This window comes from uncultured Devosia sp. (assembly GCF_964244875.1).
In the GTDB taxonomy this organism is placed as follows: Bacteria; Pseudomonadota; Alphaproteobacteria; order Rhizobiales; family Devosiaceae; genus Devosia.
Window position 1 is genome coordinate 107,968 of record NZ_CAXTKA010000010.1, and the last position, 21,700, is coordinate 129,667.

The following is a 21,700-nucleotide window of genomic DNA, read 5'->3' on the forward strand; positions in this document are numbered from 1 at the left end:
CGGATGCGGTGGAATCGTGAGCCTGCGCGATACGGACTATGGCGGCTAATGGATCAACCGTCATCATTTTATCGGACAAGCGCGTTCCGTTGCGCCGCAAAATCGATTAGAGCGGAGCGGGACTTTTTTGCGCCGCTTTCCAAGGAGATTGGGTTCGCCCATGATTGAGCAAGACAACTCCGACCGGTTCTCGCACGATGCCGGCATTCTGGCGCAGGCGCTGCCCTACATGCAGCGCTACGAGGGCAAGACCGTGGTGGTCAAATATGGCGGCCACGCCATGGGCGATGCCAAGCTGGGCGCCGCGTTCGCCCGCGACATCGCCCTGCTCAAGCAATCCAAGGTCAATCCCATCGTGGTGCATGGCGGGGGGCCGCAGATCGCCTCCATGCTCAAGAACCTGGGGATCGAATCCAAGTTCGAGGGCGGCTTGCGCGTCACCGACGCGCGGACCATGGAAATCGTCGAGATGGTGCTTGCCGGCTCGATCAACAAGGAAATCGTGGCGCTGATCAATGCCGAGGGCGAATGGGCCATCGGGCTGTGCGGCAAGGACGGCAACATGGTGTTCGCCAAAAAGGCGATCAAGACCGTCAAGGACCCCACATCCAATATCGAGCGGGTTCTCGACTTGGGGTTCGTGGGCGAGCCGGTCGAGGTGGACCGCACCCTGCTCGACCTCCTGGCCCGCTCGGAAATGATCCCGGTGATCGCCCCGGTGGCGCCGGGCCGGGACGGGGCGACCTACAATATCAATGCCGATACCTTTGCCGGGGCCATCGCCGGCTCGCTGGGGGCCAAGCGCCTGCTGTTTTTGACCGACGTGCCCGGCGTGCTCGACCGGGACGGCAAGCTGATCACCGAACTGTCGGTACGCGAAGCCAAGGCGCTGATCGCCGACGGCACGGTGTCGGGCGGCATGATCCCCAAAGTGGAAACGTGCCTCGAAGCCCTGGAAAATGGCGTCGAGGGCGTGGTGATCCTTAACGGCAAGTCACCCCATGTCGTGCTGGTGGAACTGTTCACCGAATTCGGTGCCGGCACGCTGATCGTGCGATAGTTCGGCTCTGCCGGGCGCAAAGGCCGCCCGCCGGGCGGCCTTTGCGTTCCGGTATTGCGCAAGGCTTGCCCGCGCGGTGTCAGCAGGTGAGTGCTCTACTCCTGCAACCAGGGCGTCTGCGTGCTCCAGAACACCGCATCGACGCCCAGATAATCGGTCGCGAACTCGACGAATTCGGCCTTGGTGAACGGCTTGCCCGTCGCCTCGTTGACATAGTCCAGCGTGGGTTCCTGCACGGCCATGCCGACAATGCGCAGTGCGCCCTTGCTGGCATTGAAGAAGGGATAGGAATTGTTCATCTGCCCCTCGCGCCAGGGCACGATGTCGGGGCCGCCCAGGCCGATGTCGTTGGCTTGGGCGAAGTCGAACAGCCGGCTCATGTAGTGGTGGTCATTGTCCCATTCGCAGGGCCAGAAGTTGACATATTGCACCACGACCGACTGCGTGAAGGCCGCGCGGGCGGCCTTGAGGTTTTCCAGCTCGGCGTCGAAATAGCTGTCGCAGGCAAAGCCGGCTTCGGCGCGGTCCTCGGTCACATCGATAGCGGTTTCGGGCAGGTTGACGCCATAGATCTTGCCGTCGAAGCGCGCCGCCAGGGCACTCAGCAGCGCCTGGTAGCGTTTGCGCACGGCGGGCAGCCATTGCATCGTGGTCCAGCCGTAGCCCTCGGTCTTGCCCTCCTCGATCTGCTGCACCAACCCGCCGCCATAGCGGGCATCCTCGAGCAGGTAGGCGGGAATGTTGCGCGCCTCGGGGCTGAAAAAGCGATCCTGCACCTGAACGAACAGCTTCTTGCCCAGGGCGTCGGTCAGCGCCAGGTCCCGCTCGATGGCGGAAAAGTCGTATGCGCCTTGGCTGGGTTCGAGCAGCTTCCAATTATAGACCACCTGCGCGCCCTCGATGTCGGGGCGTTCGAGGATGGTCTGGGCGGCCGGCAGTTCGCCGGCGCTGGTATAAACGAAATTGGCCGGGGCGGCGGTCGCGGCCAGCGCGGTACCGAACAGGATGGGCAGAGCGAGAAGGCAATTGCGAAGCTGCATCATGGGCGCCATTGTTGAGGTCGATGCAGCTAGTTGACTGCCGATCTGGTCGCTAGAACGGCTGAATTGTGGCCGATCGCAGCAGGGTTTACCAAAAACTTCCTCTTTCAGGCTCCGCCACTCCTCGTTTCCCATCGAGAGCAGCGTTTAACGTCGATAGCAATGCGCCGTCGCCGCTGGCTTCGCTCCCGCCTTTCCCAACGAGAACAGTGTTCAACGTCGACCAGCGTCTGGAGCTTCACCCACTTTCGCCGTGCCGGCACCCTCGCTCTCCATTGTTGCTTATAAGACAGATGAAATTCAGCTTCTTATAAGGAGATAATTGGTAGGGGCGGGCGGGAAATCGAAAGAATGGAGGAGATGGGCCTGCTCATCGTCTCCTCCTCTTGATAACGGAGCGGAGATCAAAGCGCTCGTTAATCGGGCACGCGAGCGGCTGCAGCCCGGCCAAGGCCGGAGAGGCCGAGCAAGAGCTTTCGCCGCGCAGGCGCGATGGCATTGAGGGCGCCGAGACCGAGATTGCGCAGGCCGCGCGACAGCCGGTTGCGCATGGTTGCCAGTTCGGTCAACCCGCCAGCCAGCTTGAGGACCTGGGCTGCCGCCGGGCGGCGCAGGCGCTCATAGGCTTCCAGCACAGCGTCAGGCCGGCCCCCGGCGACGACCTGAGCAAGCAACTCGCCCAGCACAACGGCATCGACAAGCCCCGTGTTCATGCCCTGCCCGCCGGCGGGACTGTGGACATGGGCGGCGTCGCCGACCAGGAACAGCGGTCCCTTGCGGTAGGCATCGGCCAGCCGGTGCTGCACGCGGAACCTTGAACTCCAGCCGATGTCGGTGACCTCGGCCTGTCCTTGCGTCGGTCCGCGCTGGCGCAGGATGGACTGGATGAGTGCCGCATCGGAATGTTCGGGCGCCTCCGTCACTGTCGCCACGATCCGGAAGCGGCCATCGGGCAAGGGCGCCACCACCATGACCCCTTGCGGGGAAAAGAACAGCATCACGTCGTCCGCCGGCAGGCCCCATCGCATGGTGACATCGGCAAGCACGAAGGATTCGGCATGGGCGGCACCCGCATAGCCGATGTCGGCAGCCTCCCGCACGATGCTGTGCATGCCGTCGGCCCCGACTACGAAGCGCGCCGCAATGTCGAGTTCGCCGGCGGGCGTCATGACCGTTACGCGGGCACCGCCGGGTTGCACCGTGATCGCCAGCGCGGTGCAATCGCGCCAGATTTTGCCGCTGGCGGCAATCAAGCGTTCGCCCAGGAGGCGCTCCGTCTCGTTCTGCGGCAACATCAACAGGTAGTTGTGCGGCGATGGCGCGGTGCCGAAATCGAGCTGCAGCATGGCGCGGTCGCGGTCGCGAACCGAGAATTTGCGCAAGGGCAAGCCCGCCGCCACGAGCGGGGCAGCAGCCCCGATGCGGTCGAGCACGTCCAGGGTGTGGGCGTGAACGACGGCCGCCCGGGAATTGGCCTGCGGGGCGGCCAGCTTGTCGATGACAAGGCAGTCGACACCGGCCTGACGCAAGGTCACGGCCAGTGCGAGGCCAGCGGGACCGGCGCCAATGATCATCACTTCAGTCTTGACAGGAAGCATGTTGTCTCTCCATTTATCAACGTGTGTTGACAAAATGGCGTAGTCCGTGAGTTTTGTCAACGATTGTTGACAAAACTAGGTGCATGATCATGGCCGAGAAGAAATCGGATCGAACCAAAGCCGCCATACGGACTGCGGCCCGGGCGGTGTTCGCGTCGGTCGGCTATGAACGCGCCACCATCCGGGACATTGCGCGCGCCGCGGACATCGACCCCGCCATGGTGATACGCTATTTCGGGTCCAAGGACGGCCTGTTCGCCGATAGTGCCAGTTTCGATCTCAGCCTGCCGCCCGATCTGGACGAAGCGCCGAACCTGGCTGGCGCCCGCCTGGCGGCACATTTCATAACAGTATGGGAACACGATGACGGGGGCTTTGCGGTGCTGCTGCGCTCCGCCGCGTCCAATCCGGTGGCTGCGGCGCAGATCGCCGCCGTGCTCGGCGAGCAACTTCTGCCTGCGGTGGCCGCTCTGGTCGGTCCGCAAGACGCGCCGCTGCGCGCCGCGCTCATCGCTTCGCAGATGCTTGGCTTGGCCCTGACGCGCTATGTCCTGCGGCTCGGGCCGGCGGCAGCGATGTCCCATGACGAGATTGTCGCCGGCATCGGCCCGACCCTGCAATTTTATCTCTATGGCTCCCTCAAGCCGTAAGGCCGCCCAACAGGGCGGCCCTTGCGATGGCAATCAGGCCTCGACCAGCACCGGCGCGGCACCGGCGCCCTGCCCTTGCGGCGGTCCGGGACGGCGGAACAGCGGCACCAGCAGCAGCACCAAGCCGAACGAGCAGACCACGTAGAGCAGAGCCAGGCTCGAAGCGTCGCTGAAAGCGGTATGCTGGGTGCCGCCGGCGGCAAAGCCGTTGCCCAGATTGGTGAAGAAGATCTGCCCGATCAGCGCCACGCCCAAGGCGCCGCCGACCTGCTGGAACGCCTGCAGCGCCCCCGAGCCGGCCCCGGCATCGCGCGGGGGCACATTGGCCAGCACCAGTTGGAACAGGGCCGAAAAGCCCAGGCCGAGCCCGACGCCGGCAATCAGCAGCGGCGGCAGGAAGGCCCAGTGGTCGATGCTGTCGGTGACGCCATCGATATAAAAGTGCAGCCAGCCGATGCCAATGACCAGAAGGGCACCCGATGCCGCGAGACGCGAGCGCAGAAAGCTCGAGCCGAACCGGCCCGCGATCAGCGAAGCGATCAGGACGCCCACCGAGAAGGGCGTGTTGGTCAGGCCCGATTGCAGCGGCGAGAAGGCAAATCCGCCCTGCAGCAACAGCGAGATGACCATGAACATGCCCGGAATGCCCGAGGCGAACACGGTCATGACGAAGGCGCCGAACATGAATTGCCGATTGGTGATCAAATCGAAATTGAGCAATTGGGACTGGTCGCGGGCGGCGCGGGCGCGGGTCCAGAACACGAACAGCACCAGCAGCACCAGGCCGGCGGCCATCATGGCAAAGGTCCAGGGCGCCCAGCCATAAGCGCGGCCCTCGACAATGGGAAAGACGATGGCGACGATGCCCAGGCCGAACAGGGCGATGCCGACATAGTCGTTGCGCAGGGCCGAATGGCCGGGCAGGCGCGGGATCAGGAACCAGCCGGCGATCACGGCGGCGATGCCGATGGGAATATTGACCAGGAAGATGGGCTGCCAGTCGAGCCCGAACAGATGGCCCGAAATCAGCACGCCGCCCAGGATGGGGCCGCATACCGAAGCCAGGCCGGCCGACAGGCCGAACAGGGAAAAGGCCTGGCCGCGTTCCTGGGGCGGAAAGGTGACGGTGGCGATGGCCAGCACCTGGGGCGTCATCATGGCGCCGGCCAGGCCCTGGATGACGCGGGCGCCGATCAGGAACTCGATATTGGGCGCCAGCCCGCACAGGCCCGACGCCAGGGTAAAGGCACCGACGCCCCAGAGGAACAGCTTAGTGCGGCCCAGGATGTCGCCGAGCCGGCCGAACGGCAGCAGGGCCAGGGCAAAGGCCATGATATAGGCGGCAATCACCCATTCGATCTGGCTGTCCGTGGCGCCAAGGCCGTCGCGCATGCTGGGCAAGGCGACATTGACGATGGTCACGTCGATCAGGTTCATGAAATTGGCGATCAGCAGCACGAACAGTGCCAGCCAGCGGCGCGGATCGGCGGTTTCGAGCGTGACCGGCGCTGTGGGTTGAGGGGACATCGGATTATCCTTGTGGTGGTGAGGGGAGCACGAAGGCGCGCTCGAGTTCGGCGAAGAAACTGTCGAGGCTGGACTGGAATTCGGTGCGGTCGCGCCAATAGTCCGACAGCGCGCCGGTGACGATCAGTGCGGCGGCGACTGGATCGAGATCGGCGCGGAAGGCGCCTTCGAGCACGCCGCGGCGGAAGATCTCGACGAACTGGCGGCGCCAGAAATTGTAGATCGGGCCCATGATGGCGGCGACGACTGGATCGCGGCGGGCCCGTTCCACCAGTTCGGTCAGGATGATGATCAGGTCGGGCATGTCGGTGACGATTTCGCGGAAATCCTCGAATTCCATGCGCAGCAATTGCAGCGCGCTCTTGCCGGCGCGCGGGCGGCGCAGCGACTGGCTCTGAAAATCGGTGCGGATGCTGGCAGCCACCAGGGCGATCAGCGCTTCCTTGGATGGCACATGGTAGTGCAGCGTCGCGATATTGATGCCGACGCGCTGCGCGATGTCGCGGGTGCGCAGGCCCTCGAGGCCCTTTTCGATGATCAGCGCCCGTGCGGCAAGCGCGATGGCGAGCTTGCGCTCATCTCCGCTTTCGCGTCTGGCAGCGGCGATGGGCATGGTCATGGGACGCGTTCCAACGGGACGGCTTCATAGCGCGACCGGCGTTCTCAATCAAATGATTGATTGAGAACCTCTGCCATGCGCTGACGGAATGGCGGTTGACAAAGCCCATGCCGCTAAAATTGCAGCAGACTTTCGACATGATGTTGAAACCGAACCAATTCACCCTCCGTTCAGGACCCGGGGGATAATCGGACGCCACCGCATTGCCACGACATCGGCGAGTGGTCATCAGTTTGCCGCAACCTTGCTTCTACTTTGTCTGGCCTGCCCCCGACAACAACAACACAACACTGCCGGAGACGACATGAAGTCCTTCAAGATTACCCGCCTTGCCCTGCTTGCCGGCGTGGCCAGCGCGGCGCTGCTGCAGCCGGCCTTTGCGCTTGACGCACAGGCCTTTGTCGATCGCATCCAGGCCGTGTGGGGTCCGCTCGGCTATCAGTTCACCTTTACCGATCCCCAGCTCGAGGGCGATACCATCACCGTCGATGCCAAGGTGGGCGTCAAGGAAATCGAAGGCATGGAAGGGCCGACCAGCTTTGACACCACGCTGACCTTCAACGGCGTCGCCGAATTGCCCGATGGCGGCTATACCGCCGAGACCGTGGCCCTGCCCGATGTGGAAGCCGACATGGAGGGCGATGTGCCCGGCCATGTCTCGCTGACCGATATCGAAATGCGCGACTTCTACCTGCCGGGCGGCGATACCGTTTCCCCGGTGCAGATGCTGCAACTGGTCGGCGCGTTCAGCACCGGCGCCCTGTCGGTCACCCGCGATGGCGCGGAGGTCATTGCCATCGAGTCCATGGAATCGGCCAGCACCTTCACCCCGTCCCAGGGCAGTGCGGACCTGACCGGTCTCACCTCGAAACTGTCCATCGCCGGCATTGCGGCCGACCTGTCCAGCGTCAAGGAAGAAGACCCCCAGGCCGGCGCGGTCATCGACGGGCTCGCGCTGAACTCGATCGCGGGCGATGTCACCGGCTCGTTCGACTGGTCGCTTGCCGATGGCCATGTGGTGGTCGATCAGTTCCTGTTCGATTTCGCCGATGTGGGCGCCCTCAACATGACGTTCGACTTGACCGGCCTGACCCCGGCCCTGCTGGCGCAGTTGCAGACCGCAAATGCCGCGGTGGAAGCGGCCGGCGATCCGGCCAGCGAAGAAGCCCAGGCCGCGCAGATGATGATGGGCATGCAGTTGATGCAGGGCCTGTCGATCGGCGGGGTCTCCATCCGCTATGACGATGCCTCGCTGGCCGGCAAGCTGCTCGATTTCTTCGCCCAGGCGCAGGGCATCGAGCGGGCGCAATTGGTGGAAGGGCTCAAGGCCATGGTGCCCCAGATGATCGCCGGCACGGGCATTCCCGAACTGGCCGCCCTGGTCGAGCCGCCGGTTTCGGCTTTCCTCGACGATCCGCAGAGCCTGGAGATCGATCTGGCGCCAGCCACACCCACGAGCCTTCTGGTGCTGATGGCTGCCGCCAGCAATCCCGCCAGCCTGATCAGCACGCTGGGCGCCACCGTCACGGCCAACGAAGCAGCCGAATAAACCAAAGGCGGCGCATTCCGGTGCGCCGCCTTTGCCTGCCTGGCACAGTTGGCGGATGAATCATCGCATTTGTTCTGCTATGCTGGTGGCATGAACGCACGGACGCCAACCCCGAACCGCAGCCTGTCGCATGTGACCGACTGGGTCTTTGATCTCGACAACACGCTGTATCCGCGCACCTGCAACCTGTTCGCGCAGATCGATTTGCGCATCACCAATTACGTGATGGACCTGACCCGGCTGGATTTCGAGGCTGCCCGGGCCCTGCAGAAAACCTATTATCGCGATTTCGGCACCACGCTGAACGGGCTCATGCACCAGCACGAGGTCGATCCCGATCATTTCCTCAACACCGTGCATGCGATCGACTATGCCCCCGTCGATCCGCATCCCGCGCTGGTCGCGGCGATCGCGGCCCTGCCCGGCCGCAAGTTCATCCTGACCAATGGCGATGTCGGCCACGCCCGCGCCGTGCTCAAGCGGCTGGGCGGCGATGCGCTGTTCGAGCACGTCCACGATATCCGCGCCATGACCTATGTGCCCAAGCCCCACCGCGCCGCCTATGACGGGTTTCTGGCCGCCCACCGCATCGATCCCAACCGCGCGGTGATGTTCGACGATCTGGAAAAGAACCTTTTGGTACCCCACGAAGTGGGCATGTCGACGGTCCAGGTGGTCGCCGGCGCAGATTTCGCGCACGAACAGGTCGACGCCTGGGAACTTGACCGCAGCATAGGCCCGCACGTGCACCACGTCACGGAAAACCTGGCAGGATTCCTGCGCGAACTGCCTTAGCCCCCATCCGCCCTTCGGGCACCTTCTTCCTCAAGGGTAGAAGGAGAAAGAACCGACCTCTCAGTCGTCACCCCTCGCCCCTTGTGGGAGAGGGACCGACATTTCTGCGTACAGCGGAAATGTCAGGGTGAGGGGTCCTGCGCTCACCCGTGCTTCAATGCTTAAGAGAGAGACCCCTCATCCGCCCTCCGGGCACCTTCTCCCACAAGGGGAGAAGGGGGAAAGAACCGAAACCTCGCAGTCATCACCCCTCGTCCCTCGAGGGCAAGGGACAGGCCTGACGCCTTCAGGGTAAGGGCTTCCCACCGCCAACGCCTTCCCCTACATGCTATTATAATGCAGAATATTCCCATCCGGGTCCTTCAGCCACACCATCCGGAAATCTCCATCCACATGGATATCGCCCTTCAGCTCCATGCCCGGATAGTGCTCGAACACGACGCCCTTGGCCTTGAGATCGGCGGTGATGGCTTCGATCTCATCGCCCACGCCCCAGGCGACGGCATTGGCCTGGTTGGTGCCGGCATAGTCGGATTTATAGACGACGAGTCTGGTGCCTCCGGTCTGGAAGGTCAGCAGCGTCGCGTCGGTGCTCACCAGCGACAGGCCGAGTATGCCTTCATAGAAGCGGCGCGCGCGGGCGATGTCGCTGACCGCAACGATGGCCGAAGAATCCTTGTCCTTGAACATGATCGCTCCTTGGTAGTGCTGCCCGGCCACGTCCCATGGCCGGCGAAGTTCGGCTGCTCGGCTTTACAGGCTTTGCCCCGCGCAGTATGAGCGCTCATCTGCGCACGCATTAACGATCGGGAGCAGCATGGGCAAGGCGATCGTACGGCTTAAGGACATTGCCGACAAGACCGGGTTTTCCACCAATACCGTGTCGCTGGCCTTGCGCGAAAGCCCGCGCATACCCCCGCCAACCCGGGCGTTGATCCAGCAGGCGGCCGCCGCCTTGCATTACCTGCCCAACCAGATCGCCAAGTCGCTGGTCAGCCGGCACAGCATGACCATCGGCCTGGTGCTGACCGACGTGACCAATCCCACCCTGACCCATGCCGCCCAGGCGATCGAACTGGCGCTGTCGGCGCGCGGCTACGGCACGCTGTTTGCCACCTCCAACAATACGGTCGAGGAGGAAATCCGCACGGTCGAGATGTTCCGTTCGCGCCAGGTCGACGGCATGTTGATCTATCCCACCAGCCATCGCCAGCTCGACCATATCCGCCCGCTGCGCCGGGCCAATTACCCCGTGGTGCTGCTGGTTGCCGATCCCGATGCGGGGATCGACGCGGTGTGCGTCGATGAGCGGCGCGGCGCCTGGAAGGCGGTGCGGCACCTGATCGAAACCGGGCACAGGCGCATCGGCATCCTCGACAGCGCCAACCGCCATGGCAATGGCGAAAAACGCGAGGGCTATATCAAGGCCTTGAGCGAAGCGGGCATCGATTACGACAGCCGCCTGGCGGTCGATCTCAAGGGGCATACGGTGCTGCATGGCAGCGCCGCCATGGATGAGCTGATGAGCCGGGGAAGCGGCGCCACGGCGGTGTTCTGCGCCAACGATTCCCTGGCCATCGGCGCGCTGGACTGGTGCCGCCGCAACGCCATCGCGGTGCCCCGCGACATGGCCATCATGGGCTATGACGATATTCAATATGCCGGCTTTGCCGGGGTGCCGCTGTCCAGCGTGCGCTATGCGACGCGCGAGGTCAGCGACCTGGCGGTCGAGCGGCTGATGGAACTGATCGCCGCGCCCGACGCTTTGCCACCGCCCCGGGTCAGCATGATCGATCCCGACCTGGTCATCCGCGACAGCACGCGCGCCGGGGCCTGAAGATTCGACCACCGGCGGCCAGGCCGCCATTTTCAAGGAGCACCATCATGGACTACCGCCGTCTGGGCAAATCGGGCCTCAAGGTCAGCGAACTGTCGCTGGGAAGCTGGGTCACCTTTTCCAAGCAGGTCGACGAGAGCAAGGCGCTCAAGCTGATGACCACGGCCTATGATGCCGGCATTAACTTTTTCGACAATGCCGAGGGCTATGAGGCCGGTGCCTCCGAAGCCCTGATGGGCGCGGCGCTGGAAAAGCTGGGCTTTTCACGCGACAGCTACGCGGTTTCCTCCAAGGTGTTCTGGGGCGGCGAAAAGCCGACGCAGCGCGGCCTCAGCCGCAAGCACGTGACCGAAGCCGCCCATGCCGCCCTCAAGCGCCTGCGGGTGGACTATCTGGACCTGTATTTCTGCCATCGTCCCGATATCGATACCCCGATCGAGGAAACCGTGTGGGCGATGCATAACCTGGTCACCCAGGGCAAGATCTTGTATTGGGGCACCTCCGAATGGAGCGCCCAGCAGTTGACCGAAGCCTGGGCCGTGGCGCGGCGCGAGCACCTGACCCCACCCACGATGGAGCAGCCGCAATACAACCTGTTCGTGCGCGAAAAGGTCGAGGCCGATTACCTGCCGCTCTACGAGCTGGGCCTGGGCACGACCATCTGGTCACCGCTGGCCTCGGGCGTCCTGACCGGCAAGTACAATGACGGCATTCCCGAAGACAGCCGCATGAACCTGCCCGGCTACGAATGGCTGAAAAAGGAATGGGAGAGCAACGAGGGCAAGGCCAAGCTGGAAAAGGTCAAGGCTTTGGCCAAGCTCAGCAAGGATGTCGGCCTGCCGATCCACCATCTGGCGCTGCTGTGGTGCCTCAAGAACCCCCATGTCTCGACCGTCATCCTGGGAGCATCCAAGACCAGCCAGCTCAAGGACAACCTGGATGCGCTGGACGCCAAGGACAAGCTGACGCCCGACGTCATCGCAGCGATCGAAACCATCCTCGACAACAAGCCCGAAGCCCCGCAGCGGTTTTAGCGACACCACTTGCGGGCAAGGACGCCAGGCACGGACCAGGATAGCCAAATCCCCCAGTCGATACCTCCCCCTCCCAGGAGGAGGATCAAGGTGGGGGTACCCGGCTCCGACATCGCGGCTCCCACACCCCCACCCAACCTCCCCCTCAAGGGGGAGGAGTCGCCCGGTGGCACCGGCAGGATCGCGCTAAAAGCCACATGGGATAGCCTCCTGGCAAAATACCCCAGTCGACGCCTCCCCCTGCCAGGGGGAGGATCAAGGTGGGGGTGCCCGGCCCCGATATCGTGGCTCCCGCACCCCCAACCTCCCCCTCAAGGGCGAGGAGCTGCCCGGGCCACTGGCTCGATCGTGCCAAGCCGCCGGCAGACCCGCCGAACCAGATCAGCAGCCAAGCCAAGCCGTTCTCTTTGCGCACCGCCATCCCTATATTGCCGCCATGACCGACTCCCCCTCCCGCCGCATGCCCCCGCCATCGTCCGAACCCTCCGGCAGCTTTCGCGAACAGCTCGATAACCTGCGCCATCTCGGGCGCCTGGTGGCGCAGATCTGGCGCACCAGCCGCTGGCTGACCACGCTCAGCATCGCACTGCGCCTGGTGCGCGCGTTCCAGCCGGTGCTGATGCTCTACGTCGGCAAGCTGATCATCGACGAGGTGGTGCGGCTGAGCGGCCAGCCGCCCGCCGATCATGCGTTCGGCGCCTGGTGGCAAAGCGGCGCGCTGGGCCATGTCGCGCTGCTGCTGGGGCTGGAATTTGCCATCGTCATCATCATGGACCTGTTGCGGCGCGCAGTATCGCTCGTCGATGCGACGCTGGGCGAGCTGCATTCCAATACGGTCAGCATCGAGCTGATGCAGCACGCGGCCCGGCTGGACCTGGTGCATTTCGAATCCCCCGAATACCAGGACCGGCTGGAGCGGGCGCGCCGGCAGGCCGCGGGGCGCAGCGGGCTTTTGGCGCAACTGCTCGGCCAGGCGCAGGACATGCTGACGGTCGCGACGCTGGCGATCGGCCTCTTTGCCTATGCGCCCTGGCTCATCGTGCTGCTGCCGCTGTCGTTCGCCCCCGCGATATGGGCCGAAACGCGGTTCAACACCCTGTCCTATTATCTCAGCCGCGGGCGCACGCCGGAACGGCGCCAGCTCGAATATATCCGCCATATCGGCGCCAGCGCCGAGACCGCCAAGGAGATCAAGCTGTTCGGGCTGGGCGGGTTCCTGGTCGAGCGCTTCCGCACCCTGGCGGACGCCATCTTCATCGAGAACCGGCGCCTGTCGACCCGGCGCGCCATCTGGGGCGCGGCGCTCGCGGCGATTTCGGCGCTCACCTATTACGGGGCCTATGGCTATATCGTGTGGCGCACCATCACCGGCGAATTCACCATCGGCGATCTGACCTTCCTGTCGGGCTCGTTCCTCAACCTCAACGGGCTCTTTCAATCGTTGCTGCTGGGCTTCACCCAGATCGCGGGCCAGTCGCTTTACCTCGACGATCTGTTCTCGTTCTTCGAAATCCAGCCGACGATCCTGGCGCCGGAACAGCCCAAGCCGTTCCCACAGCCGATCGCCGAGGCCATCGTCTTCGACAATGTCGGCTTTCGCTATGCCGACACTGACACCTGGGCCATTCGAGGGCTGAATTTCACGCTCAACGCTAACGAAACGCTAGCACTAGTGGGTGAAAACGGGGCTGGAAAGACCACGATCGTCAAGCTGTTGACCCGCCTCTACGATCCCCACGAAGGCCGCATCACCATTGACGGCATCGATCTCAAGGACATGCGGATCGAGGACATCCACGCCCATATCGGCGTTATCTTTCAAGACTTTGTCCGCTACAGCCTGACTGCCTCGGAAAACATTGGCGTCGGGCGGATCGCCGACCAGGGCGATGCAGGGCGCATCGCAGCGGCCGCCGAACGCAGCCTGGCCGACGCCGTCATCGCCAAGCTGCCGCTGGGATACGACCAGCCGCTCGGCAGATTGTTCAACAAAGGCAGGGACTTATCGGGCGGCGAGTGGCAAAAGGTGGCGATCGCCCGCGCCTATATGCGCGATGCCGACCTGATCATCCTGGATGAACCCACCGCCGCCCTCGACGCCAAGGCGGAAGCCGAGGTGTTCGCCCGGTTCAAGAGCCTGGCCAGGGGCAAGACGGCGGTCATCATCTCGCACCGCTTTTCGACCGTGCGCATGGCCGATCGCATCCTTGTGCTGGACGCGGGCAAGATCCTCGAGGCCGGCACGCACGAGGACTTGCTGGCGCTGGGTGGCCGCTATGCCGAGCTGTTCGAGCTGCAAGCGGCCGGCTATCGCTAGTCGAGGAACACCGTCACGTCGTCGGAGCGCCCTTCGGCATCGACCACCGAGAGCGTGACATAGCCCGGTCCATCGGGCGTCCAGCTGTTCTGCCGGGCAAAGGCGGAGCGCCCGAACGGCGCGCCATTGGCGAAAAACGTGAAGGGCGGCGCCCCGTTGCGCACCTTGACGACCAGCGGCAGGTCGGAGCCGGAGGCCAGTCCCAGATCGACATCGACGCCATCGGCGGGGAAGGCGATTTCGGGCGCCGCGTCGCGCGTCGTCATGTTGTCGTCGGGATGGCGGAAACGCTTGAGCGGGCCCGGCAACTGGGTATTGGAGGCGAACAGCACGCCGGCGGGGGCCGGGCGCAATGGCACGGCAGGCGCGCCGAGGCGATCGAAGCTCTCGAACAGCACGGGGGCCGCGGCGGTGATGCCGGAAATGCCGGGAACCGGCTCGCCATCGGGCCGGCCGACCCAGACGCCGATGACGGTCTTGCCGTCATAGCCGATGGCCCAGGCATCGCGATAGCCATAAGACGTGCCGGTCTTGTAGGCGATGCGGCCGGGCGAGCCATTGAGCGGGGGCGGCACATCGGCCAGGATATCGGAGACATACCAGGCGGCGGCCGGATCGAGCACCGGGGCCGAACCGGCCGGTTCGTGGTTGGCGGGCGTCACGCCATCGTTGAGCATGACGGGCGAGCCGCCGCGGGCAATGGCGGCATAGATGGAGACCAGGTCGCGCAGGGTCACGCCGACGCCACCGAGGCCGATGGCAAGGCCCGGCGCGGTGCCTTCCGGCAGCTTGGGATGGGCATTGGCGCGGGTGAGGCGCGAGACCAGGCGTGCGGTGCCCACGGCGTCGAGCACGACAATGGCGGGGATATTGAGCGAGTCGGCCAGGGCCTGCCTGATCGTCACCGTGCCACGGCTGAAGCCGTCGAAATTAACCGGGACGTAGCCGCCAAAGGCGGTGGGCCGATCCTCGATCAGCGATTCAGGGTGGGCCAGGCCCAATTCGAACGCCAGGCCATAAATCAAAGGCTTGAGCGTCGAGCCGGGCGAGCGCACGGCCGAGGTCATGTCGACATAGCCATCGCTTTGCTCGGCGAAAAGGCCGGCCGAGCCGACCGAGGCCAGGATATTGCCCGACGCCTGGTCGGCGACGACGATGGCCAGCGACACCTTCGGGCCCAGGGTGGCGGCGCGACCGGCGCCCAGCCGTTCCAGTGCCGATTGCAGGCGGCGATCCACGGTCAGCGCGATCCGGCGCACGCCCGGCTGAGCCGTCACGGCCTCCTGCGCCATGTGCGCGGCCAGCATGGGAAAATCCTTGCGCGCCGTGGGAACAGGTTCGCGCCGGGCGGCGTCGGCTTCTTCCTGGGCAATGACGCCCTGGGCGACCATGCGGTCGAGCACGAGATTGCGCCCGGCTTCGGCAGCCTGGGGATCGCGGTCGGGACGGCGGGCTTCGGGCGATTGCGGCAATGCCACCAGCAGTGCGGCTTCAGCGGTGGTGAGGCGGGTCGGCTCCTTGCCGAAATAGGCAAGACTTGCGGCGCGGATGCCCTCGATATTGCCGCCATAAGGGGCCAGCGTCAGGTAGAGCGTCAGGATATCGTCCTTGCTCAGGCGATGCTCCAGAGCGTCGGCATGCACCATCTGGCGCAGCTTGCCCCAGATATTGCGCGTAGGCTCGGCCTCGATCAGGCGAGCGACCTGCATGGTCAAGGTAGAGCCGCCCGAAACGACGTGACCGCCAGCGCCGAGGAACTGCCCAGCCGCGCGCAGCATGGACGACCACTCGATGCCGGCATGCTCGCGAAAATGCTGGTCCTCATAGGCGACCAGCATGTCGATGAAATGCCGGTCGACTTCGCTGACGGTCACCGGCAGGCGCCAGCGGCCGCCAGCGGTGGTGAAGGGGCGCAGCAATTGCCCGTCGCGATCCACCACGGCGGTAGAGACAGGGAGCGTCGCGATATCGGGCGTCAGCGGCAGGCCGGCGGCAATATCGCGAATGGTGCTCAAGCCATAGATCGCCCCGCCAAGGCCCAGGGCAAGCATCACCACCAACCCCGCAGCCAGGAGCCGCCAGAGCGGCAATCGGGGCCGGGGCTTGGGTTCAAGCTCCGGCCCCGATGCGATGGAGATCGCGTCGGTCATGGCCCGGTCGCGGTGATCTCGATGCTGCCCGCCGCGGTATTGGCGCGCAGTTCGGGGCGATACATGTCCTCGACCGTGGCACCGGGCAGCACGAAATTGCCGGGGGCCTTGGCACGAACCATGTAAGCCGTCTTGAACGGGGCCACATCGGAGCCGTACTGGAAGGCGGCGACAAACTGGTCGGTCCGGGATTCCACATGGCTGGGCTGGTCCACCGGTCCAAGCCAGGACAGGTCGGCGACGCTGGCCAGCGACAGGTCCGGGTTCTCGATCTCGAAGCCCGCCGGAAGCGGATCGGCGACCATGTATTGGCCCGAGCCGGTAGTGCTGGCCTTGAGCGTCAGCAGGACCACGAAACGATCGTTCTGGGCGAGCGGATCGATGTCCATATCGACGGCCGTTCCATCGGGCCGGAAATACTCGCGGGTGATGGTAAAACCCTCGCTTGACGCCTCGGGCGGGACCGCCGGGATGCCGGTAACCGACACCTTGGCCTGGCTGGGCTCGGTGCCGTTGTTGACGATGGTGACGTCGGCACTTTCGAAATGTTCCTGGTCGAAGCGCTGATAGACGGCCCCGGTCAGCTCGACACCATCGACGCTGACCGATCCGTTCGCGGTATCGCGGGCCACTGCGGCCGCGGCCACCAGGGTCCAGGCATCCTCCTGCGTCGAGGTATAGCGGGCGCGATCGCGCATCTTGGCCAGCTCGACGGTCATCAACGCGGTGTCGACCCCGGCCGGCTTGAACTCGGACGCCAGCGCCAGGATGGCGGCCGTATCGCGCATCTGGCTGCCGTAATCGGCGCGGTAGCTGTTGCGCGCTTCGGGCACATCGAGAACCTTGATGGCCGCCTGGAAAGCGGTTGCGGCCCTGGTGCCATCGCCATAAAGGGCGAGGGCCGCGCCCAGCTGGGCCTTGGCCAGAGGTGAGCCGAAAGCGTCGAGCCGGGCTTCCAGATAGTAGCGCAGATCGCCGATGGCGGCGCGGCCGGCACGGGCCAGGTCGTAGAGCGCATAGGCAATGTCCTGGCCACCATTGTCGAAATCGGCGGCGTAGGACACCTGGTTGCCCAGATTGTCCAGGGCCATGCCCATCGCCTGCTCGGGCACGTCATAGCCGGCGGTGCGGGCCCGCAGCAAGAAGTCGGTGACGTAGGAATCCAGCCACAGATCGCTCGTGCTCAGCGGGCCCCAGAGGCCGAAACTGCCGGTGGAGGTCTGCTTGGACACCAGGTCGGTAATGGCGTTCCCGATGCGCTGGTCGAGTTCGGCATCGGTGCCCATGGCCAGCATCTGCGCCACCTCGTTGAGGTAAAGCAGCGGCATGGCCCGGCTGGTGATCTGCTCGGCGCAGCCATAGGGGTAGCGGTCGAGCGCCAGCAGCAGTTCGGGAATATCGAGGCGAGCGACCGGGCCGATGCCCAGCGTCATGGACGCCGAGTGCGGCACGAGGCCAGCGAAGTCGCCGGCGTCGATCGTTGCGGTCGCGCCGGGCTCGATGGTCAGCAAGTTGCTGGTCGTGCGCGGTCCGCTGGCGGCACGTACGCCCAGGGCCAATTGCTTGACGGTCGCCTTGTCGGCCGGATCGGTGACGGTGAGCGTCAGGTTCTGATCGCCGATGGCAGTGCCCGTCAGCGCCAGATTGAGCGCCGTGCGCTCGCCGACGGCAAGTTCGACGCTGGTTTGCCCAGCGGCGGTCGACAGGCCCTCGCCGGTGGCCAAATTGACCGTGTAGGTACCGGCGGGACCCGAGATATTGTTGATCTCGACCAAAAGGCGCGAGGTATCGTCCAACCGCAGGAAACGCGGCGGGGTCATGTTGACCACGACCGGATCGCGCACGATGACGTCGGTTGCGCCATGGCCCACGGCATCGGCGGACCAGGCCATAGCCATGACCCGCACCGTGCCTGAAAAGTCCGGCATGTCGAAGGTGACAGTGGCGGTGCCGTCGGCATCGACCGCCACAATGCCCGAATGCAGGGCGACCAGCACCGAGGTCGGCGGAGGCGTGCCGAGGCGCGATGCGGCCCCGTCGCCGCCCGAGCGCAGGGCGCCGGGCAGGCCCTGGGTCGGATCGATCAGCGAGCCATAGAGATCGCGAATATCCATGCCGAGCTGGCGCTGGCCGAAAAACCAGCCATCCGGATCGGGGGTGGCAAAATTGGTCAAGTTGAGAATGCCCAGATCGACGGCGGCGACGGCCACATAGGCCTCCTGGCCGGCGGCCAGGTCACCCAGATCCACCTTGACGCTGAAGGGCTGGCGCGGCAGCGAAACGTCGGGCGCCTCGAGGGCCAGCCTGAGCTGATTGTCGCCCGGATCGACATCGGCAAAGGCCAGGCCGAGGGCGCGGGACGGCATGCGCTTTTCCGCGACGCTGGCCGGGCGGTAGAGAATGGCGGTCACATAGGCACCCGAGCCCCAGTCGTCGGTGACGGGCAGATCCACGGACAGGCCTTCGGCCGGAACCATGACGGCCTGCATGGCGATGATGCGATCGTCGACCACCATGACCAGCGCGGTGCCGGCGAATTGCGGATCGAGCCGCAGCACGGCCGTGTCGCCGGTCTGGTAGGCAGGCTTGTCGAGCGCGACCTGGAGCGTGTCGGGCGTGTCGGAGCCGGCTTCGGGATAATAATAGCCGGCATAGAACTCGTAGCTGGTCGACGTCGCGCCTTCCCCGGCGCTCTCGATTTCGAGCCGGTAGAGGCCGTAATTGACCGCGGCGCCAATGGTGACGGGCCCGGTCGCGACGGTGTCGATGCTGCCATTGGCCACTTCGCGGGTGGTGGTGATGGCTTCCCATTTCCAGGCGCTGGCGTCGCGATACCATTGGTAATTGGTTTCCACGCGCGACAGCGTCCAATTCAGGGCGGCTTTGGCAACCGTTTCGCCATCGGGGGCGACGGTGATGACGTCGAAACTGGCCTGGCTGCCATCGGCCAGGCCATTGCTATCGGCAAACTGCGGCTTGATGCCGATGCGCTCGACGTCAGCCAGGACGGGGCGCGACAACGAGCGCTCGACGGTGCGGCCATTGGTATCGACAAGGCGCATGATGATCTGCGCTTCGAGCGGGCGCGTGGTGGCGCCCGGATCGGGCAGGCTGACCTCGGCGGTCACAGTGCCGCTTTCGTCGGTCACGCCCACCACGCCCAGCGGCTCGCGGCTGGTTTCAATGGTGTCGTCGAGCCGGCCAAAGGTGTAGCCGGGGAAAGCCTTGAGGCTGGTCACCGGACGCAGCACCGCATCGGCTTCCACCGACAGGTCGGGCGCCGTAGCGCCATAGAGGTACTTGGCGGCGACATCGACCGGATTGGCCTCGCCGATCGCCATGGGCGCATCGGGGGCGGTGATCTCGAAGGCCAGGCGCTCGGGTTCGAAATCCTCGACGAGAAAGCTCACGCTGGTCAGCGCATCGGCCTTGGGATCGGCATAGAGGCGCAGCGTCCAGGCGCCGCGCATGGCGTCGGCGACCATGGGCAGGGCGGTGAAATAACCGCCGGCGCCGCTATCGTTCAGCAATTCGGTGGAAGCGACGACACCATCGGGGCGCTCGACCTGCAAGGTCAGCGGCAGATCCAGCACAGCCTTGGCATGCACATCGCGCAGCAGCGCGGTCAGGAACACGGTTTCGCCCGGGCGATAGACGCCGCGCTCGGTGGTGGCGAACAGATCGAGCGGGCCGGGCGACGGGCGCCCCTCGACGCCGCGATCGGTCAGATCGAAAGCGGTCTTGGACATGTCGAGAAAGGCATAATCGCCATCCCCGGTTTCGGCGACCAGCAGTTGCGGCGCCCGCCCACCAGTACCGCGCGCCAGGCCCGGGGCAAAATCGGCTCGACCCTCGGCATCCGTTGTGGTTTCGCCCAGGATCTCGTTGTTGACCGCGACCAGCCGGACCTTGGCATTGGCGATGGGCTGGGCGGTGCTGAGCGAGCGCACGAAGCCATGCACGCCATCGTCGCCCGAAATGGTGGTCAGGCCCAGATCGGTGACGATGAACCATTGGGTGGCGAGATCGGCATAATCGTCGTCCTGGCCCGGCGGGCCGGCAATTCGGCCGGTGACCACATAGGCGCCCGGCGCAATGTCGGCCAGCACGTCGGCGACCGGAATGGCGGTGGTGGTCAGCTCATTGGGCTTGCCCTGGGCCAGGTCGACCTGGCCCGTCCAGATTTCCTCGCCATATTGGTCGGCGACGTCGATGGCCGAGTAGCCGCTCAGCGTACCGGCAAAAATGCCGTTGCGCACGGCGGCGGCGATCGAGCGGTCGCCGATGCGATAGATGACGATATCGGCGGTGGCGGCATTGACCGAGGTGACCGGCAGGCCCCCGCCCAGGCCGGCGGGCATGACATAGGCATTGTTGGCGAAGGCCACGAAGGGCGTCCGGTCGGGCACATAGACGTTGAGCACCACGTCCTTGCGCAGGCTTTCGCCATCGACCGAGGGCAGGCCGGCGCGCAGCTTGATATTGTAGCGGGCGCCATGGTCCAGCCCTTCGATGCAGATCTGGCTCTGCTCGGTTTCCACCGCGATCCGGGGGGCGTTCTCGACGGTGATGTAGCTGGACAGGTCGGTGTCGCCCGCCGGGAGCGGATCGGAAAAGACCACGCAGACGCGTGGCGCGGCGGCCTCGGCATCGACCTCGTTGGAGGTGACGCGAAAGCCGTGTTCGGCGACGGCCTTGTCGAGACGGGCCTCCAGGTCGGCGTCCGGCGCCAGCGCCACGGCGGCGCGATAGGTGGCGATGGCTTCGCGCCACATCTCGCGATATTCCAGGCCATGGGCCACCGCTGCCAGTGCGGGCGCGCGCTCCTCCACCGTCTGGGATTGCAGGAAGGCGTTGAGCGCGGCGGACAACCCAAGTCCGCCCAGGTCATAGCTGTTGTCGCCCTCGGCCTTGCCCTTGACGGCGTCGGCCTGGTCCAGGGCGATCGTCGCCAGTTTCAGCCACAGGGCCGGGTCGTTATCGTTGACGCCAAGCGCCTGGCGATAAGACAGGAGCGCCGCGGCAGGATTGGCCTCTGCCGCGGCATCGTCGCCGGCGGCGACCAGATCGGCATAGGTGGTCTTGGGGGGCGCCGGATCGGATTGCGGCAGGGCCGTAGCGAAGCTTTGGGCGGAGGCGATCACGTCCTGGGCGGGAAACGGCAGTTCGGCCTGGCGGGTGGCTGCCGTAGTGGCTGGCGATGGGGCGCGCGCGACGCGCCCCGAGGTGGCCTCGGGAAACTGGCTTTGCGGGCCGACATCGCCCTTGAGGAAACACCAGCGCGATTGCGCGTTGAAGGTAAAGGCGCGGCAGATGCGATCATCGCTGCAGGCGGCCTGGCAGGCCTCGAGATCGACGTCCTTGAGGATGGAATAATCGAATCCCGGCAGGTCGATGCCGGGCAGCAGCGTTATCTTTTGGGCCGATGCAGGGGCGGCAAGGCACAGAGCGAACACCAGGGCCGCGCAAAACCACGCGGCGAACGCACATAGACGCTGCATATCCGACCCCTGCAAAGCCCCCC

14 protein-coding genes are annotated in these 21,700 nt (G+C 65.1%); 7 read left to right on the plus strand and 7 right to left on the minus strand.

The annotated features are described in order from the left end of the window. Positions 1-160: 160 nt before the first annotated feature. Positions 161-1,060 (plus strand): acetylglutamate kinase, encoded by a 900-nt coding sequence (gene argB, locus ACFE8X_RS12775; protein ID WP_375451861.1) that lies wholly within the window; start codon positions 161-163, stop codon positions 1,058-1,060. A 95-nt stretch (positions 1,061-1,155) separates the two neighbouring features. Here the strand turns inward: argB and ACFE8X_RS12780 are convergent, their stop codons facing one another. Both ACFE8X_RS12780 and ACFE8X_RS12785 read right to left on the minus strand, forming a co-directional pair. After that, positions 1,156-2,103 carry a hypothetical protein gene (locus ACFE8X_RS12780; RefSeq protein WP_375451862.1) on the minus strand — a complete coding sequence of 316 codons (948 nt, stop codon included), beginning with the start codon at positions 2,101-2,103 and terminating at the stop codon, positions 1,156-1,158. A gap of 413 nt (positions 2,104-2,516) precedes the next feature. Further along, positions 2,517-3,698 (minus strand): FAD-dependent oxidoreductase, encoded by a 1,182-nt coding sequence (locus tag ACFE8X_RS12785; RefSeq protein WP_375451863.1) that lies wholly within the window; start codon positions 3,696-3,698, stop codon positions 2,517-2,519. Positions 3,699-3,787: 89 nt separating this feature from the next. Between ACFE8X_RS12785 and ACFE8X_RS12790 the strand changes: the two genes are divergently transcribed. Further along, positions 3,788-4,348, plus strand: coding sequence for a TetR family transcriptional regulator (locus tag ACFE8X_RS12790; RefSeq protein WP_375451864.1), 561 nt, complete (start codon positions 3,788-3,790; stop codon positions 4,346-4,348). A 33-nt stretch (positions 4,349-4,381) separates the two neighbouring features. Here the strand turns inward: ACFE8X_RS12790 and ACFE8X_RS12795 are convergent, their stop codons facing one another. Next, the gene (locus ACFE8X_RS12795) at positions 4,382-5,875 is read right to left on the minus strand and encodes a DHA2 family efflux MFS transporter permease subunit (RefSeq protein WP_375451865.1); all 1,494 of its coding nucleotides are present in this window, start codon (positions 5,873-5,875) and stop codon (positions 4,382-4,384) included. A 4-nt stretch (positions 5,876-5,879) separates the two neighbouring features. Then, complete coding sequence (locus ACFE8X_RS12800; protein ID WP_375451866.1) at positions 5,880-6,494, minus strand: TetR/AcrR family transcriptional regulator; 615 nt, start codon at positions 6,492-6,494, stop codon at positions 5,880-5,882. 304 nt (positions 6,495-6,798) lie between these two features. On the opposite strand from ACFE8X_RS12800, the gene ACFE8X_RS12805 reads away from it, so the two are divergent. Together ACFE8X_RS12805 and ACFE8X_RS12810 are read left to right on the plus strand one after the other, a co-directional pair. After that, complete coding sequence (locus ACFE8X_RS12805) at positions 6,799-8,043, plus strand: hypothetical protein (protein ID WP_375451867.1); 1,245 nt, start codon at positions 6,799-6,801, stop codon at positions 8,041-8,043. 90 nt (positions 8,044-8,133) lie between these two features. Continuing rightward, the gene (locus ACFE8X_RS12810) at positions 8,134-8,838 is read left to right on the plus strand and encodes a pyrimidine 5'-nucleotidase (RefSeq protein WP_375451868.1); all 705 of its coding nucleotides are present in this window, start codon (positions 8,134-8,136) and stop codon (positions 8,836-8,838) included. A gap of 321 nt (positions 8,839-9,159) precedes the next feature. Here the strand turns inward: ACFE8X_RS12810 and ACFE8X_RS12815 are convergent, their stop codons facing one another. Further along, a complete protein-coding gene (locus tag ACFE8X_RS12815) occupies positions 9,160-9,528 on the minus strand; it encodes a VOC family protein (RefSeq protein ID WP_375451869.1) in 369 nt (122 codons plus the stop codon). Positions 9,529-9,655: 127 nt separating this feature from the next. On the opposite strand from ACFE8X_RS12815, the gene ACFE8X_RS12820 reads away from it, so the two are divergent. The 3 genes from ACFE8X_RS12820 (at position 9,656) to ACFE8X_RS12830 (ending at position 14,026) form a co-directional block, all read left to right on the plus strand. After that, positions 9,656-10,675 (plus strand): LacI family DNA-binding transcriptional regulator, encoded by a 1,020-nt coding sequence (locus ACFE8X_RS12820; protein ID WP_375451870.1) that lies wholly within the window; start codon positions 9,656-9,658, stop codon positions 10,673-10,675. A gap of 47 nt (positions 10,676-10,722) precedes the next feature. Next, positions 10,723-11,709, plus strand: coding sequence for a potassium channel beta subunit family protein (locus tag ACFE8X_RS12825; RefSeq protein ID WP_375451871.1), 987 nt, complete (start codon positions 10,723-10,725; stop codon positions 11,707-11,709). 436 nt (positions 11,710-12,145) lie between these two features. Continuing rightward, positions 12,146-14,026 (plus strand): ABC transporter ATP-binding protein, encoded by a 1,881-nt coding sequence (locus ACFE8X_RS12830; protein WP_375451872.1) that lies wholly within the window; start codon positions 12,146-12,148, stop codon positions 14,024-14,026. On the opposite strand, the gene pbpC is transcribed toward ACFE8X_RS12830, so the two are convergent. Together pbpC and ACFE8X_RS12840 are read right to left on the minus strand one after the other, a co-directional pair. Next, positions 14,023-16,176 carry a penicillin-binding protein 1C gene (pbpC, locus tag ACFE8X_RS12835; RefSeq protein WP_375451873.1) on the minus strand — a complete coding sequence of 718 codons (2,154 nt, stop codon included), beginning with the start codon at positions 16,174-16,176 and terminating at the stop codon, positions 14,023-14,025. The two genes, ACFE8X_RS12830 and pbpC, sit on opposite strands and share 4 nt — an antisense overlap. Beyond that, on the minus strand, positions 16,173-21,677 hold the full coding sequence (locus ACFE8X_RS12840) for an alpha-2-macroglobulin family protein (RefSeq protein WP_375451874.1): 5,505 nt from the start codon (positions 21,675-21,677) through the stop codon (positions 16,173-16,175). Before ACFE8X_RS12840 ends, pbpC begins: the two co-directional genes overlap by 4 nt. Between the last annotated feature and the right edge of the window lie 23 nt (positions 21,678-21,700).